Source organism: Pararhizobium sp. LjRoot235 (genome assembly GCF_964254145.1).
In the GTDB taxonomy this organism is placed as follows: domain Bacteria; phylum Pseudomonadota; class Alphaproteobacteria; order Rhizobiales; family Rhizobiaceae; genus Pararhizobium.
On sequence record NZ_CAXUSP020000001.1, the window covers coordinates 2,644,233 to 2,658,271 of the forward strand.

15 protein-coding genes are annotated in these 14,039 nt (G+C 58.9%); 4 read left to right on the forward strand and 11 right to left on the reverse strand.

Annotation, left to right across the window (positions count from 1 at the left end; all coding sequences use genetic code 11):
- Positions 1 to 16 precede the first annotated feature (16 nt).
- From bamA to ACSQ2Z_RS12705, 9 genes are all read right to left on the reverse strand, one after another.
- Positions 17 to 2,347, reverse strand: coding sequence for an outer membrane protein assembly factor BamA (gene bamA / locus ACSQ2Z_RS12665; RefSeq protein ID WP_436081529.1), 2,331 nt, complete (start codon positions 2,345 to 2,347; stop codon positions 17 to 19).
- A 249-nt stretch (positions 2,348 to 2,596) separates the two neighbouring features.
- The gene (rseP, locus tag ACSQ2Z_RS12670; RefSeq protein ID WP_436081530.1) at positions 2,597 to 3,730 is read right to left on the reverse strand and encodes an RIP metalloprotease RseP; all 1,134 of its coding nucleotides are present in this window, start codon (positions 3,728 to 3,730) and stop codon (positions 2,597 to 2,599) included.
- A gap of 30 nt (positions 3,731 to 3,760) precedes the next feature.
- Positions 3,761 to 4,594, reverse strand: coding sequence for a phosphatidate cytidylyltransferase (locus ACSQ2Z_RS12675; RefSeq protein WP_436081531.1), 834 nt, complete (start codon positions 4,592 to 4,594; stop codon positions 3,761 to 3,763).
- Positions 4,594 to 5,337 carry an isoprenyl transferase gene (locus ACSQ2Z_RS12680; protein WP_436081532.1) on the reverse strand — a complete coding sequence of 248 codons (744 nt, stop codon included), beginning with the start codon at positions 5,335 to 5,337 and terminating at the stop codon, positions 4,594 to 4,596. The genes ACSQ2Z_RS12675 and ACSQ2Z_RS12680 overlap by 1 nt, the downstream gene beginning before the upstream one ends.
- Positions 5,338 to 5,375: 38 nt before the next feature.
- The gene (gene frr, locus ACSQ2Z_RS12685; protein ID WP_436081533.1) at positions 5,376 to 5,936 is read right to left on the reverse strand and encodes a ribosome recycling factor; all 561 of its coding nucleotides are present in this window, start codon (positions 5,934 to 5,936) and stop codon (positions 5,376 to 5,378) included.
- Positions 5,937 to 5,986: 50 nt separating this feature from the next.
- Complete coding sequence (gene pyrH / locus ACSQ2Z_RS12690; RefSeq protein ID WP_436081534.1) at positions 5,987 to 6,709, reverse strand: UMP kinase; 723 nt, start codon at positions 6,707 to 6,709, stop codon at positions 5,987 to 5,989.
- 194 nt (positions 6,710 to 6,903) lie between these two features.
- A complete protein-coding gene (gene tsf, locus ACSQ2Z_RS12695; RefSeq protein WP_436081535.1) occupies positions 6,904 to 7,830 on the reverse strand; it encodes a translation elongation factor Ts in 927 nt (308 codons plus the stop codon).
- A 259-nt stretch (positions 7,831 to 8,089) separates the two neighbouring features.
- Positions 8,090 to 8,857: a 30S ribosomal protein S2 gene (rpsB, locus tag ACSQ2Z_RS12700; protein ID WP_436081536.1), complete on the reverse strand. Its 768-nt coding sequence runs from the start codon at positions 8,855 to 8,857 to the stop codon at positions 8,090 to 8,092.
- 191 nt (positions 8,858 to 9,048) lie between these two features.
- Positions 9,049 to 9,876, reverse strand: a complete 828-nt coding sequence (locus ACSQ2Z_RS12705; protein WP_436081537.1) for a cell envelope integrity EipB family protein — start codon at positions 9,874 to 9,876, stop codon at positions 9,049 to 9,051.
- A gap of 147 nt (positions 9,877 to 10,023) precedes the next feature.
- Here ACSQ2Z_RS12705 and ACSQ2Z_RS12710 point away from each other — a divergent pair, with 147 nt between their 5' ends.
- The 4 genes from ACSQ2Z_RS12710 to ACSQ2Z_RS12725 are packed head-to-tail and all read left to right on the forward strand — an operon-like array spanning position 10,024 to position 12,906.
- A complete protein-coding gene (locus ACSQ2Z_RS12710) occupies positions 10,024 to 10,491 on the forward strand; it encodes a RidA family protein (RefSeq protein WP_436081538.1) in 468 nt (155 codons plus the stop codon).
- Positions 10,492 to 10,505: 14 nt separating this feature from the next.
- A complete protein-coding gene (locus ACSQ2Z_RS12715; protein ID WP_436081539.1) occupies positions 10,506 to 11,231 on the forward strand; it encodes a glycerophosphodiester phosphodiesterase in 726 nt (241 codons plus the stop codon).
- 3 nt (positions 11,232 to 11,234) lie between these two features.
- Positions 11,235 to 12,428 carry a GNAT family N-acetyltransferase gene (locus ACSQ2Z_RS12720; protein ID WP_436081540.1) on the forward strand — a complete coding sequence of 398 codons (1,194 nt, stop codon included), beginning with the start codon at positions 11,235 to 11,237 and terminating at the stop codon, positions 12,426 to 12,428.
- Between the two features lie 46 nt (positions 12,429 to 12,474).
- Positions 12,475 to 12,906 (forward strand): HIT family protein, encoded by a 432-nt coding sequence (locus ACSQ2Z_RS12725; protein ID WP_436081541.1) that lies wholly within the window; start codon positions 12,475 to 12,477, stop codon positions 12,904 to 12,906.
- A gap of 6 nt (positions 12,907 to 12,912) precedes the next feature.
- Here ACSQ2Z_RS12725 and ACSQ2Z_RS12730 read toward each other — a convergent pair whose 3' ends face one another.
- Both ACSQ2Z_RS12730 and ACSQ2Z_RS12735 read right to left on the reverse strand, forming a co-directional pair.
- Positions 12,913 to 13,257, reverse strand: coding sequence for an AzlD domain-containing protein (locus tag ACSQ2Z_RS12730; RefSeq protein WP_436081542.1), 345 nt, complete (start codon positions 13,255 to 13,257; stop codon positions 12,913 to 12,915).
- The gene (locus ACSQ2Z_RS12735) at positions 13,254 to 13,991 is read right to left on the reverse strand and encodes an AzlC family ABC transporter permease (RefSeq protein ID WP_436081543.1); all 738 of its coding nucleotides are present in this window, start codon (positions 13,989 to 13,991) and stop codon (positions 13,254 to 13,256) included. Before ACSQ2Z_RS12735 ends, ACSQ2Z_RS12730 begins: the two co-directional genes overlap by 4 nt.
- Between the last annotated feature and the right edge of the window lie 48 nt (positions 13,992 to 14,039).

Below are 14,039 nucleotides of genomic sequence, written 5' to 3' on the forward strand. Positions count from 1 at the left end.
TTCTGGACTGCAAGGATTAGAAGGACGACGAGATACCGAACTTGAGGTTCTGAACCCTGTCGAAATCTTCCTTGGCGATCGGGAACGCATAGTCGATGCGCAGCGGTCCGAAGGGTGACGCCCAGAGCAACCCGAGACCGACAGACGCACGCAGCGAGCTTCCGGTACCCCGAACCCCATCAGCCGCGGTCACATCCACATCGTTGCCGTAGAGCGTTCCCGCATCGGCGAACACAGCACCACGGAAGCCCGCGTCTCGCGACACGAACGGCAGCGGGAATGTCGCCTCAGCAGAAGCCGTAAAATAGGTTGTTCCGCCGATTGCATCGCCATTTGCCGCGCGCGGACCGACCCCATTGCGCTCGAAGCCGCGGATATCGTTGCTGCCCAACTGGAACTGGTCGAACACTTCCATCTTGCCGCCGGTATTGAACATATGGCCGGCACCACCAGCCAGCGACGCAATGATATCGGCGTCGTCATTGACCGTGTAGTACCACTTGAACTTACCGGTCAGCTTGTAGAAATCAGACGTTCCGCCGAGGCCTGCATATTCCTGCGTCGCCGAAGCCAGTATACCTTCGTGGGCCTGCTGCGCGTCGTCTAGCGAGTTGTAGGACAGCGTCTGCGAGATCGAAGAACGATCCCACGGCGAGCCATTGACGGCCCGATCGTACGGGCTTGAAAGATCATCCGTATCACCGTGATAATCCATCTGCGTATAGTTGTAGCGAAGCGTCGTCGACAGCCGCTCAGTGATCGGCGCCGTTACGCGCAGACTGAAGCCCTGGTCCTCGTAGCTGTAGTTGTCTTCATCATAGTCGTTTTCATTCTTGAAGACATCGAAGCCGGCGGCCAGACGATAACCGAGGAAATAAGGTTCCGTGAACGAAACTTTGTAGGTCCGGCTGTCTTGGCCGCGACCAGCGGCCAAGCGGATATACTGGCCGCGGCCAAGGAAGTTTTTCTCCTCGATCGAGGCTTCGACAAGGAACCCGCCGCCGCTGCCGGCCGCATAGCCCGCGCCGATGCCGAACGAACCGGTGGACTGGTCCTGCACATCAACGACAATTACGACGCGGTCGCCCGCGCTGCCCGGCTGTGTGCTGATGTTGACGGTGGAGAAATAACCGAGAGCCTCAAGCCGGCGCTTGGCAGTCGCAATCATCTCCTGATTGAACGCATCGCCCTCGCTCATGTCGAATTCGCGACGGATGACATAGTCGCGCGTGCGGGTATTGCCGCGGATTTCGATGCGCTCGACATAGGCGCGCTCACCCTGATCGACGAGATAATCGACCGCAATCGTCCGGTTGCCGAAATCACGGTTCCCGCGCGGTGTTACGCGAGCAAAGGGATAACCCTGGGCCGCTACACGCTTGGAAATTGCGGAAATGCTTTCCTGAACGTCCTTGGCCTTATAGACCGAGCCCTCGGAGGTCTGCACGAGACCCTTCAACTCTTCGGCATCCACGCCTTCGACGGTCGATTCAACATTGACCGGGCCGAAATCGTAGCGCTCACCCTCTTCGACGGTGATCGTCACGGTGTATTCGTTGCTGGATTCATCCAGCACCGCATCCGAGGAAATGATACGGAAATCCGCATAGCCGCGATTATAGTAGAATTGACGAAGCAACTCTTCATCGGCGCGCAGCTTGTCGGCGTTGTAGACATCCTTGCGATTCAGGAATGAGAAGATGCCCGATTCCTTCGTCGAGATGACAGCTTGAAGACGACCGTCGCTGTAAGCATTGTTGCCGACGAAATTGATCTGGGTGATCTTCGTGCGATCACCTTCATTGATGACGAAAGCGAGATTGACGCGACCTTCCGCGATCGGAACAACCTGCGTCGTAACCGTGACGTCGCTACGGCCGATGGCCGCATAGGCATCCTTGATGGCCTGAATATCGGATTCCGCCGTCGCCTCGCTGTAGGGGCCGAGCGAACGCGTGCGAACGACCGCCTGCAGCTTGTCGTCCTTGATCTTGCGGTTGCCGTTGAAAACGACCTGGTTGACGAGCTGGTTTTCGCTCACGGTGACGACAAGCGTGCCACCTGAGATATTGATGCTGACATCGGAGAAATAGCCGGTCGAATAGAGACGCTTTACGGAAGAATCGATATCGGCATTGCTGAAGCTCTTGCCGGGAACGATCGTGATATTGGCGCGGACAGTTTCCGGGCTGACACGGGTAGCGCCACGAACTTCCACGCGGCTGATCGTTGCGGCTTCTGCGACAGATGCACTTGCAAGCGTTACAATGCCAGTCCCCGATGCGACAATCCCAGTAGACAGCGCAACCGCCGACACCGCGTTCAAAAATCTTGAACCAGCTTTCATAAACCTTACCTTCTTCCCAATGCCCCGCAGCGAACCCGTACCGACTCCGGTCACGGTTGCCGTTTTAACCGCTTTTCTCATACAAGCAAGGGAGCTCGTTAATTTCTATTTACTTCAATTGAAACCGTGTCCTAACGGCCACTACGAAGTTGCTTTATCGTAAACAATTCCTTTCGATCAACCCTTTGAATTCACAAAAAGGTCGACCGCCTCTCCCATAACCGTACCGCCGGGCAAGCCCAAAAATCCCTAACCCAGAAGCGAGCTGATGTCGTTCCACGTGGCGAAAACCATCAGCATCAGAACCATCGCAAAACCGATGCGGAAAGCGATGTCCTGCGCCCCTGGTCCCACAGGTTTTCCGCGGACCGCTTCCACCGCATAAAACATCAGATGGCCGCCATCAAGTACGGGAACGGGCATAAGATTGAGAAGTCCAATGGAAACTGAAAGCACAGCAGCCAGCTGCAGAACAGCAGCGACGCCGATTGTCGCCATCTGGCCAGACGCCTGGGCAACCCGGATCGGCCCACCAAGCTGGTCGGCCTTCATCCGGCCCGTAACGAGGTTGCCCAGGTAATTGAATGTACCGGTGACGATGTGCCAGCTTTCGATCACCCCCTGCCCAACGGCCTCTATCGGGCCAAAGTGTTGCAAGCGGAAATTGCCGGTTTCCTGGTTCGTCAGGATACCAATAATGCCGAGTTCCATCTTGTTGCCGAACTGGTCGGTGATCTCGGTGCGCTGTGGCACCATCGGCAGATCCAGCAATTCACCGCTGCGCTTGATCTGAATGGTGATCGGCGTTTCCGGGCGAATACTGACATAGCGGCGCACGTCGTCAAAGGTCGTGACAGGCGTGCCGTCGATGGAAACGAGCAGGTCGCCCGGCAGCACACCAGCCTGGGCAGCGGCGCTGTTTTCCTTGACTTCCGCAACGACCGGATCCGCCACCGGCTTGCCGTAGATGGAAAAAAGCACAGCGAAGATCGCGATGGCCAGAATGAAGTTAGCGACGGGGCCGGCGGCAACTGTGGCAGCGCGCTTCCATAGCTTGGCCCCCAGGAAGGTGCGACCGCGATCCTCGGTGGAATATTGATCAAGGCGGCTGTAGTCGGGAACGCTCGCAGCATCCTCATCGCCGAAGAACTTGACGTAGCCGCCGAGCGGAATGGCACAGACCTTCCAGCGCGTCCCGCGTTTGTCGGTATAGCCGAGCAATTCGGGGCCGAAACCGATGGCGAAGGCGAGGATGCGGATACCGGACCAGCGCCCGACAAGGTAGTGGCCCATCTCGTGCACGAAGACGATCAGCGTCAGAACCAGCAAAAACGGCACGATATAGCCGAGAACAAAGTGAAACATATCGGCCAGGTAAGCCATGTGATCCCTCGATCAGGTATGCGGCGCCAGTTACGGCCCCAGCAGGATTGCCCCCATGGGAGCGTTTTGTCCACCGGCAGCCACGACTTGCACCAAAACAAATAGAAGCGCGGCAAAACAGGCAAAAACAAGTCCGTCGGCGCGATCCATGACGCCGCCATGACCCGGAATGAGCCTGCTCGAATCCTTCACACCGAACCGGCGTTTTATATAGGATTCAAAGAGATCGCCGATCTGGCTGGCGACCGATAGTGCAAGCGCCAGCAAAGGAATGCGCAGGTCGTCCATCGAAAAATGGCTGAGGAACACCGCGACGCCCGCGATCACGCCGCAAACCGTTCCTCCGATCGCACCCGACCAAGTCTTTCCGGGCGAAATGCGCGGCGCCAGTTTCGGGCCGCCAATCGCCCGGCCGGTGAAATAGGCGAAAATATCCGTCGCCCAGACGACGGCGAAAATGAAGATCATCGCGATCAGGCCGATATCGCTGTCCCCCCGGATCGCCGAGAGCGAGATGCCGGTAAGCCCGGAATAGACGATGCCGCCGGGCAGCCACCAGCTGCCGCCGCGCAGATAAACCCAAATGGCGGCAGCAAAGGCAAATGCCGCCAAAGCCAGCAACGTCAATTGAGCATTATCAAACAGAATGAGAGCGGCCACAACTGCCTGCGAAAGCCAGCCGAAAGCATTGCCCTGAAAATCACGCTCGGCAAGGCGGGTGATCGTCGACCATTCGTAATAGACAAGGAGCGCAATGGCGACGGAGAGCAACTGGAAGACGGTTCCACCGACCCAGGTGGCACCAAGGGCAGCGGCAGCCAGAACAATGCCGGAAACAATACGCAGTTGCAGCTCTCTCTGCATCAGGAGCCAACTGCCAGCGTGGGCTGCGACAGCCCGCCAAAGCGGCGTTCCCGTCCGGCATAGGTCTTCAGCGCATCGAGGAAAACCTCGCGGTTGAAATCTGGCCAGAGGTCAGGAACGAATAGAAGTTCGGAATAAGCCGCCTGCCAGAGCAGGAAATTCGACAGCCTCTCTTCGCCGCTGGTGCGCAGGATAAGGTCCGGATCCGGTATGCCGGCCGTATCGAGTTTGCTCGCAATGCGTTCCGGCGTGATCTGGTCGGGCGTCAGCCGCCCTTGCGCGACATCAACCGCCAGCGCCTGCATCGCCCGGGTCATTTCATCGCGAGAACCGTAATTGAACGCAATGACGAGCGTAATGCCAGTATTGTTGCGTGTCGTCTCCTCGGCCTCGATCAGCAAAGGCAGAATATCACCACGCAGATTGGTCTTGTCGCCGATCACACGGATGCGAACGTTCTGACGGTGCAAATCCGCTAGGTCGCGCCGGATGAAGACCTTCAGCAGTCCCATCAGATCGGAGACCTCCGCCTCCGGCCGGCTCCAGTTTTCGGACGAGAAGGCAAACAGCGTCAGGTAACGGATGCCCACCTCGCCGGCGGTCCGCACCGCCTCGCGGACGGCTTCGACGCCCTTGCGATGCCCCATCGTGCGCGGAAGCCCACGCGAATTGGCCCAACGCCCGTTGCCGTCCATGATGATGGCAACGTGCGTGGGAACATTTCTAATCAATGGGTTTGACATCAGCAGCCCGAAAAACAGAGACTCGAAAAAAGGGCAGTCTAGACCTGCATGATTTCCTTTTCCTTGTCGGCGAGCAAGCGGTCGATGTCGGAAATCATCTCGTCGGTCATTTTCTGGACCCTTTCCGACTGACTGCGGCTCACGTCCTGGCTAATGTCGCCATCTTTTTCGGCTTTTTTCAAGCTGTCCATTCCATCGCGACGAACGTTGCGCACTGCGATCTTCGCCTTCTCGCTATAATCATGAGCAACTTTCACCAGCGACTTGCGGCGCTCTTCATTGAGCTCCGGCAGGGGAATACGCAAATTCTGCCCGTCGACGATCGGATTGAGGCCGAGGTTTGATTCCCGGATCGCACGATCAACAGCGCCGACCATGGACTTGTCCCAGATCGAAACGCCGAGCATACGCGCTTCCGGAACTGTAATGTTGGCGACCTGGTTCAGCGGAACGCGCGAACCATAGGCTTCAACCATGACCGGATCGAGAACATTGGCGGATGCACGACCGGTGCGTAGCGATGCGATGTCGTGCTTGAAAGCGGCGATCGCACCTTCCATGCGGCGCTTCAGATCACTCAGGTCAATACCTTCACTCATGGATCAAACTCCCGTTTTATCGCGGCGGCATGTTCACCGCCCTGTATTGCTCAATTGTCTGTTACGATGGTGGCACGACCGCCGCCGGTCAAGATTTCTGCGAAGCCGCCCTTCTCGTGGATCGAGAATACGATGATCGGAATGCTGTTTTCGCGCGCCAGCGCAACGGCTGCAACATCCATGACGGCCAAGCCTCTTTCCAGAACTTCGCTGTGGGTCAAGCGGTCGAAACGCGTCGCGGTCAGGTCCTTCTTCGGGTCTGCGGTATAGATACCGTCAACCTGCGTTCCCTTGAAGATCGCCTCGGCGCCCATTTCAGCAGCGCGCAGGGCAGCCGCAGAATCGGTGGTAAAGAACGGATTTCCGGTGCCGCCGGCGAAGATCACGACGCGGCCGAGGGAAAGGTGATAGAGCGTCGCGCGCTGCGAGAAGCTTTCGCAGATTTCCGGCATCGCGATTGCCGAAAGTACGACGGTATCGATATCGAGCTTGCGCAACGACGTCGCCAGGGCCAACGCGTTGATGACCGTTGCCAGCATGCCCATATGGTCGCCGGTTACCCGGTCGCCGCCCTTGGAAGCCACGGCGACGCCGCGAAAAATGTTGCCGCCGCCGACGACCACGCCTACTTCCACTCCCATGGCACGCGCTTCGGCAATGTCCGAGGCAATCCGGTCGGCAACAGCGACATCGATGCCGAAGCCCTGATTGCCCATGAGCGCCTCGCCCGAAGCCTTTAGCAGCACGCGTTTGAAGAGAGGTTTGGCCGACATCGTCACTCCTGTCCAAGAAGGCGCACACATGCGAGATGGTGCGTAAAACTGATCTTTCATCCCCGCGCGGCCGATATCACCCCGGATGATGATCTCCGAAGGAGCCTGCGCCAATGTGATGATGATGCCGGATACACGAAGGGCACCGCGTTGTCACGCGATGCCCCCCGGTTTTCCCAATCACGATGAAGAAATCAACCCTTGGCGACGGCTGCCACTTCAGCGGCGAAGTCGCTTTCTTCCTTCTCGACGCCCTCGCCGAGGAGGAGGCGGGCCATGCCGGTGACTTCGATCGGCGCGCCGACGGTCTTCTCAGCTTCCTTGACGGCAGCTTCGACGGTGAGGTCGGGGTTCATCACGAAAGCCTGGGACAGCAGCGCAACTTCCTCGAAGAACTTGCGCATACGGCCATCGACCATCTTTTCGATGATGTTGTCCGGCTTGCCGGAAGCGCGCGACTGCTCGATGAAAATCGAGCGCTCGCGCTCGGCAACGGCCGGATCGACCTCGGTCGAACGGATAGCCAGCGGGTTGGTCGCGGCGATGTGCATGGCAACCTGACGGCCGATGGCGTTCAGGGCGTCCTTGTCGCCGGTCGACTTCAGCGCGACGAGAACGCCAAGCTTGCCGAGGCCGTCCGCAACGGAGTTGTGAACGTAGGTGGCGACAACGCCGTCTTCAACCGACAGCATGGCAGAACGACGCAGCGCCATGTTTTCGCCGATCGTGGCGATTGCATCGGTGATGCTTTCAGCAACGGACTTGCCAGTCGCCGGGTAGTTGGCAGCGGAAATCGCCTCGACCGAACCGTCGGTGCCAAGGGCAACGCCGGCGACGCCGCGAACCAGGTCCTGGAAGGCATCGTTGCGGGCAACGAAGTCGGTTTCGGAGTTGAGTTCGATGACGACGGCCTTGGTGCCGCTGCTGGCGATGCCGATCAGGCCTTCGGCGGCTGCACGGCCGGACTTCTTGTCGGCCTTGGCAATGCCCTTGGCGCGCAGCCAGTCGATCGCGGCTTCCATGTCACCATTGGTTTCGCCGAGTGCCTTCTTGCAATCCATCATGCCTGCGCCGGTCTTTTCGCGCAGTTCCTTCACCATTGCTGCTGTAATAGTGCTCATCTTTTTTGCCTCTTCGTTTTGTTCGGCTGGTCCGCAAGCCAGAGAGCCGGCGCGATACCAGGAGGATGTGGCAGGGGATGACCCCTGAATATGACACCGTGATGAAAGGCTTCGTCGCGGTGATGTGCATCGCAAAGACCATCCCTGCTTGAGTTTGATCCGGTGCAAAAGAACAAGGCCGTTCACTTCTTCAGTCGTAAACGGCCTTGTCCTGGTTTTATCTAGAGGAGCGGCGGGGAAACCCCGCCGTCCAGCCCGATCAGGCTTCGGCGGATTCTTCGAGAGCCGGCTCGATCGGCAGCTCGGCAGAGGCGCCGAGGTCGCGACCGGACGAGCTCTGCTGACGGGCGATGCCGTCAAGAGCAGCGCGGGAGATCAGATCGCAATAGAGCGAGATCGCGCGCGAAGCATCGTCGTTGCCGGGGATCGGGAAATCGATCTGGTCCGGGTCGCAGTTCGAATCGATGATCGCGACGACCGGTATGCCAAGACGCTTGGCTTCGTCGATTGCGATCGATTCCTTGTTGGTGTCGATGATGAACATCAGGTCCGGTACGCCGCCCATATCGCGAATACCGCCGAGAGCGCGGTTCAGCTTTTCGCGTTCGCGCTCGAGGTTCAGACGCTCCTTCTTGGTGAAGCCGGAGGCTTCCGAGTTCAAGATCTCGTCGAGCTTGCGCAGGCGCTGGATCGAGTTCGAAATCGTCTTCCAGTTGGTCATCATGCCGCCGAGCCAGCGGGCGTTGACGTAGTACTGGGCCGAACGCTTGGCAGCGTCAGCGATGATTTCGGACGCCTGGCGCTTGGTGCCGACGAACAGAACGCGGCCGCCCTTGGCAACCGTGTCGCTGACGACCTGCAGGGCGCGCGACAGCATCGGCACGGTCTGTGCGAGGTCAATGATGTGGACGTTCGAACGATCGCCGAAGATGTACGGCTTCATTTTCGGGTTCCAGCGATGAGTCTGGTGACCGAAGTGAACGCCAGCTTCCAGAAGCTGGCGCATGCTGAAATCAGGCAATGCCATGCCTTTTTCTCCTTTTCCGGTTGAACCTCCGCAAGGCAAACAGCACCTTCTTCGAAGGCGCCACCGGGTGGAACTGCCGGATTTCTCCCGGACGGTCCCAAACCTTACGTGTGGAATGCGGTGGCCATACCCCCTGTTGCCCTATAAATCAAGGGAGGAGCATAAAATATTGGAAGGCAGCGCGTCGGGCTCTACTTGCAGTCGCCCTGCTTGAAGACTTCGAGGTCAGCAAGCTTGCCGGTCAGCACGAAGTCGCCGTAGTCCATCGTCAGATCGCGGGTGATGCCGTTTCCGTAGAGCTTGAACTCCATGCGGTAGATCGGCAGCGCGTCACCGGTCATGTCGTCGTTGAAGTAAGAGATGGTCACAGGCCAATAGGGCTTGGAAGCCATTGCTCCGGCTTTTCCGGCATCGCCGTCATCGGCGACCGGAGTCCGCTGCTTGCCGACCATCGTCGTGGTGATCAGCGTCTTGTCGCCCGAATCGGAGCCGTCGAAAATGCGGGATTCGAATAGCGTCTCCCCCTTCTGCGCCCGATCGATGACCTCCAGCATGTGCTCGGTCGGAAACAGGCTCCGGGCCAGATCGACCTGGCGTTTGTCCGGCGAGGTCAGATCCACCTTCACGCCTTGCTCGGCCCCATGGGCGGAACCGCGCACCTCCTTGTCCAGCTTCTCGTCAGTGAAGGAACGCGTCAGGAAGCGGAAATTGCCGTTCTTCAGGTCCTCATAGGTCGTTGTCTGCTGGTCTGTTAGCCTGACCTCCTCGCCAGTATCGACCTTGGTGACGAAACGAAAACTGACTGTGTAGCCTTCGCAGGCGGAGCCGTTGAATTCATAGACCATGCGGCCATACATTCCGGAAATGCCGGAGCGCTCGGATGCGTCTTTCAGTTCGAGATCATACACGGCACGGTGAGGCACCAGGATATTGGCGGACGCTGCAGAAGCGCCGCCGACCGTCACGCCGGAGAAACACGCCCATGCCAGAATGGCAGAGGCAAAGTCTGAACGAAACATCCGTTTCCTCCTGTTGGACTCGCCGCCGATGCTATAAGAACACATCCGGCGAAAGCGAGGCATACATGATCGCGAAGCGGTATTTTATCACTTCATGAATCACGCTTTGCATGCAGCATTTGGTGACAAAACACAACGGAGTTATCCATGTCCGCAGAAATCGAAGCACGCATCCAGGAACTGGGAATCACCTTGCCGCAGGCCGCAGCTCCTGCCGCAAATTACGTCCCCTTCGTCATCAGCGGATCGCATCTTTATATCTCCGGCCAACTGCCGATGGAAAACGGCAAGATCGCGATTACCGGGCATCTCGGTGACGGCCTCGATGTCGCGACAGGCCAGCGTGCAGCCGAACTCTGCGCCATCAACATTCTCGCCCAGGCCAAGGCAGCACTTGGCGGCGATCTCTCGCGCATCCGCCGCATCGTCAAGCTCAACGGCTTCATTGCCTCCAAGCCGACGTTTATCGAACAGCATCTGGTCATGAATGGGGCATCCAACCTGATCGCCAGGGTTCTCGGCGACGCTGGAATTCATGCTCGCGCAGCCGTCGGCATGGCCGCGCTGCCCTTCAATGCCGCCGTCGAGATCGACGCAGTCATCGAAATCGCATAACGGAAACAGCCGCCATGAAAGACCTCTCCTGGCTGACGGCGCAACCGATCGCGCATCGTGGCTATCACGACATGAATCATGCCATCTGGGAAAACACGCTGTCTGCCTTTTCCCGGGCGGTGGAAAACGGCTTCGCGATCGAATGTGACCTGCAATATACCGCAGACAGCGTGCCCGTCGTTTTTCACGATGACGACATGCAGCGCCTGTGCGGCATCAAGGGCGATATCCGCGAAAAGACGGCCGGCGAACTCGGCCTCGTCGCGATCGGCGGCACCGCCGACAAGGTGCCGACACTCGGCCAACTTCTCAGGCTGGTGAAAGGCCGCGTACCGCTGATCCTTGAACTCAAGGGCCGCAAGGGCGACGACGAGGGCTTTGCTGACGCTGTGCTGGAAACGCTGGAGGGGTATGAAGGCCATGTTGCACTGATGAGCTTCGACCACTGGCTGCTGAAGGATCTTAAGGCGCTCGACCCGCCCTACCCTTTGGGGCTGACGGCCGAGGGAGCGCGACCGGAGACCTTCTTCATTCACGAGGAAGCCATGCAACTTGGCCTCGATTTCATTTCCTATCACTATGGACATCTGCCAAATTCGTTCATCGACAAGGAACGCACCCTCGGACGGCCGATCATCACCTGGACAGTTCGGGACCAGGCCGCCGTCGATCACACTTACAGCCACGCGGATCAGATGACGTTCGAGGGATTTGATCCAAGGGAAAGGCTTTCCGCTTAGAGAATGACCGGCGAAGTGAAAATCCGCATCGAAACCTCCTTTCAGGATATTTCGAAGGAAAGCTGGGACGGATTGTCCGGAGCCGCCAAAGGACAACCCGGCGGTCTCTACAATCCGTTCATTTCCCACGCCTATCTTTCTTCGCTGGAGGACTCCGGCTCGGCGACGGCGGATACCGGATGGCTTGGCCAGCATCTGTTGATGGAGGGGAGCGACGGCACTCTGGCAGGCGGCCTCATCTGCTATCTGAAAAACCACAGCCAGGGCGAATATGTCTTCGATCATGGCTGGGCCGATGCGCTGGAGCGGGCCGGCGGGCGTTACTATCCGAAATTGCAGTGCTCGGTCCCCTTCACGCCGGCGACCGGTCCGCGGCTTCTGAGCGCGCCCGATGCCAATGAGAGCGCGGTTCGCGAGGCACTTGTGGCCGGGTTGCAGGAACTGGCGCGCCGTCACAAGGTGTCATCGGCGCATGTAACCTTCGTGCCGGAAGAGGAAATGCCGGCATTCGAGCGCGCCGGCTTCCTGCACCGGACCGACCAGCAGTTTCATTTCGTCAATGACGGCTACGCATCCCACAACGACTTCCTCGAAACGCTCGCTTCCAGGAAACGCAAGGCACTGAAGAAGGAGCGCCGGACAGCGCTTGAACATGGCATCAGCATCGACTGGCTGACCGGCAAGGACCTGACCGAAAGCGTCTGGGACCAATTCTTCGCTTTCTACATGGATACCGGCAGCCGCAAATGGGGCCGTCCCTATCTTACCCGCAAATTCTATTCGCTGATCGGCGAGCGGATGGCGGACGACGTCCTGCTGGTCATGGCCAGGCGCAACGGCCGCTATATAGCCGGCGCGATCAATTTCATCGGCAGCGACGCGCTTTACGGCCGCCACTGGGGCGCCATCGAAGACCATCCCTTCCTGCATTTCGAAGTCTGCTACCATCAGGCGATTGATTTCGCGATTGCCAGGAGGCTGAAGCGCGTGGAGGCGGGCGCCCAAGGCGAACACAAGCTGGCACGCGGCTACCTGCCGGTGACGACCCATTCGGCGCATTTCATTGCCCATCCGGGATTGAAGCGGGCTGTGGCCGACTATCTCGAACGCGAGCGGCGGGACGTCGAGCAGATCGGCGATATGCTTGCAGATCACAGCCCTTTCCGCAAAGGCGCCCGTCAAGAGATAGACGACTGACAAGACAAGCACTTGAAAAAACAAAACCCCAGAAGGAAAGACGCAGATGAGCAGCGCCGCCTATGACAGCAACAACATCTTCGCCAAGATCCTGCGCGGCGAAATCCCCGCGCAAAAGGTTTATGAAGACGATGCCACCGTCGTCTTCATGGATGTCATGCCACAGGCGGAAGGCCATGTTCTGGTCCTCCCAAAGGCGGTCTCACGCAACATTCTTGATGCCGATCCGGCAACGCTTGGGCCGTTGATTGTGGTCGTTCAAAAAATCGCCATCGCGGTGCAGGAGGCCTTCGATGCCGACGGCGTGACGGTCATGCAATTCAATGAAGCACCGGCGGGTCAATCGGTGTTTCACTTGCATTTCCACGTCATTCCCCGTCGCGAGGGCGTGCCGTTGCGGCCGCATTCCGGCAAGATGGAAGATAGTGCGGTTCTTGCCGCGAATGCTGAGAAAATCAAGCAAGCCCTCGCAGGTTGAGGCTTTTTAGAATCCCAACATGTACAATCCCACGGCCAGAACCGCGATGGCCGTGGCGATACCGACCCCTGGTCTCTGGCGCCCGATAAAAAAGGCGGCGGCGCCAGCGACAACGGATCCGAGGCGGAGCCAGAGCGGCGATTGTTCAAGCACGCCGGTCGGATAAAGAATGAGCTTGGCGATAACCGCTGCCACCAGCGCCGTCGCAACCGCCCTCACCCAGCTCAAAGCTTCTGAATCCTCCCGCAGCCGGTTACCCGCCAGCACGCCCAGCCAGCGCCAGATATCCGTCGCAAGCCAGCCTGCGATCGCAATGAACACGTAAGCCCACCATCCGTCGAGCACGGTCATGCACGCGCGCCCTTGCGCTGACGCCAACTGCGCTCAGCAAGCCAGGCGGCCGTCCCGCCGCCGACGCCTGCCAGCAGGATGTCGAATTCCGGTGCGAGCCAGTAGAACACCGGGCCGGCGATAAGGCCGACGATCAGGGCGACATAGATCACCGGGTGGCGCGCAGAACTCCAGATCGAAGCGAGGAAATAGACCGGTGTCAGGAAGAACAGGCAGCCGGCGACAAGCGGCGGAAACTCCGCCACGAACCGGTAGACGACGGCCACCAGCACCATATTGGCAAGGACGAGCGTGATGCCGAAACCAGCAAAAAAGGCGATCCGCCGCTCGCGCGGCACCGATTGCACCCGCTCCATCGTGAAAACCCAGGCGGTGATCGCGATGAAATGGGAGAGGAAAAGCAAAAGCCAGGTCGGTGTCTTCTCCGTGCGGATCTCCGGCACGAGGGCCGCCACCATCGGCATCAGCCGGATGGAGGACAGTGTCACCGCGATAAAGGCTGTCAGGACATTGGCGCCGCCGAGGATCGCGGTGACAAGGATGACCTTGGCCGGCAGCGCCCAAACGGCGCCGGTCATGAACACCACCTGCTCGACCGGAATGCCGGCCTGCGCGGTAAAGGCGCAGAAGCCGACAAAGGACAGCATCAGGATGATCGCCGGCAGGCTGAAAATGCCCGTCATCCCGCTCAGGAACCAATGCCGCGCAGAGCCGGCCATTTCACCACGATTCATTAAAACATCCGCTGGTTCATGCCACAGAAAAACAGTGCCGGACCATTC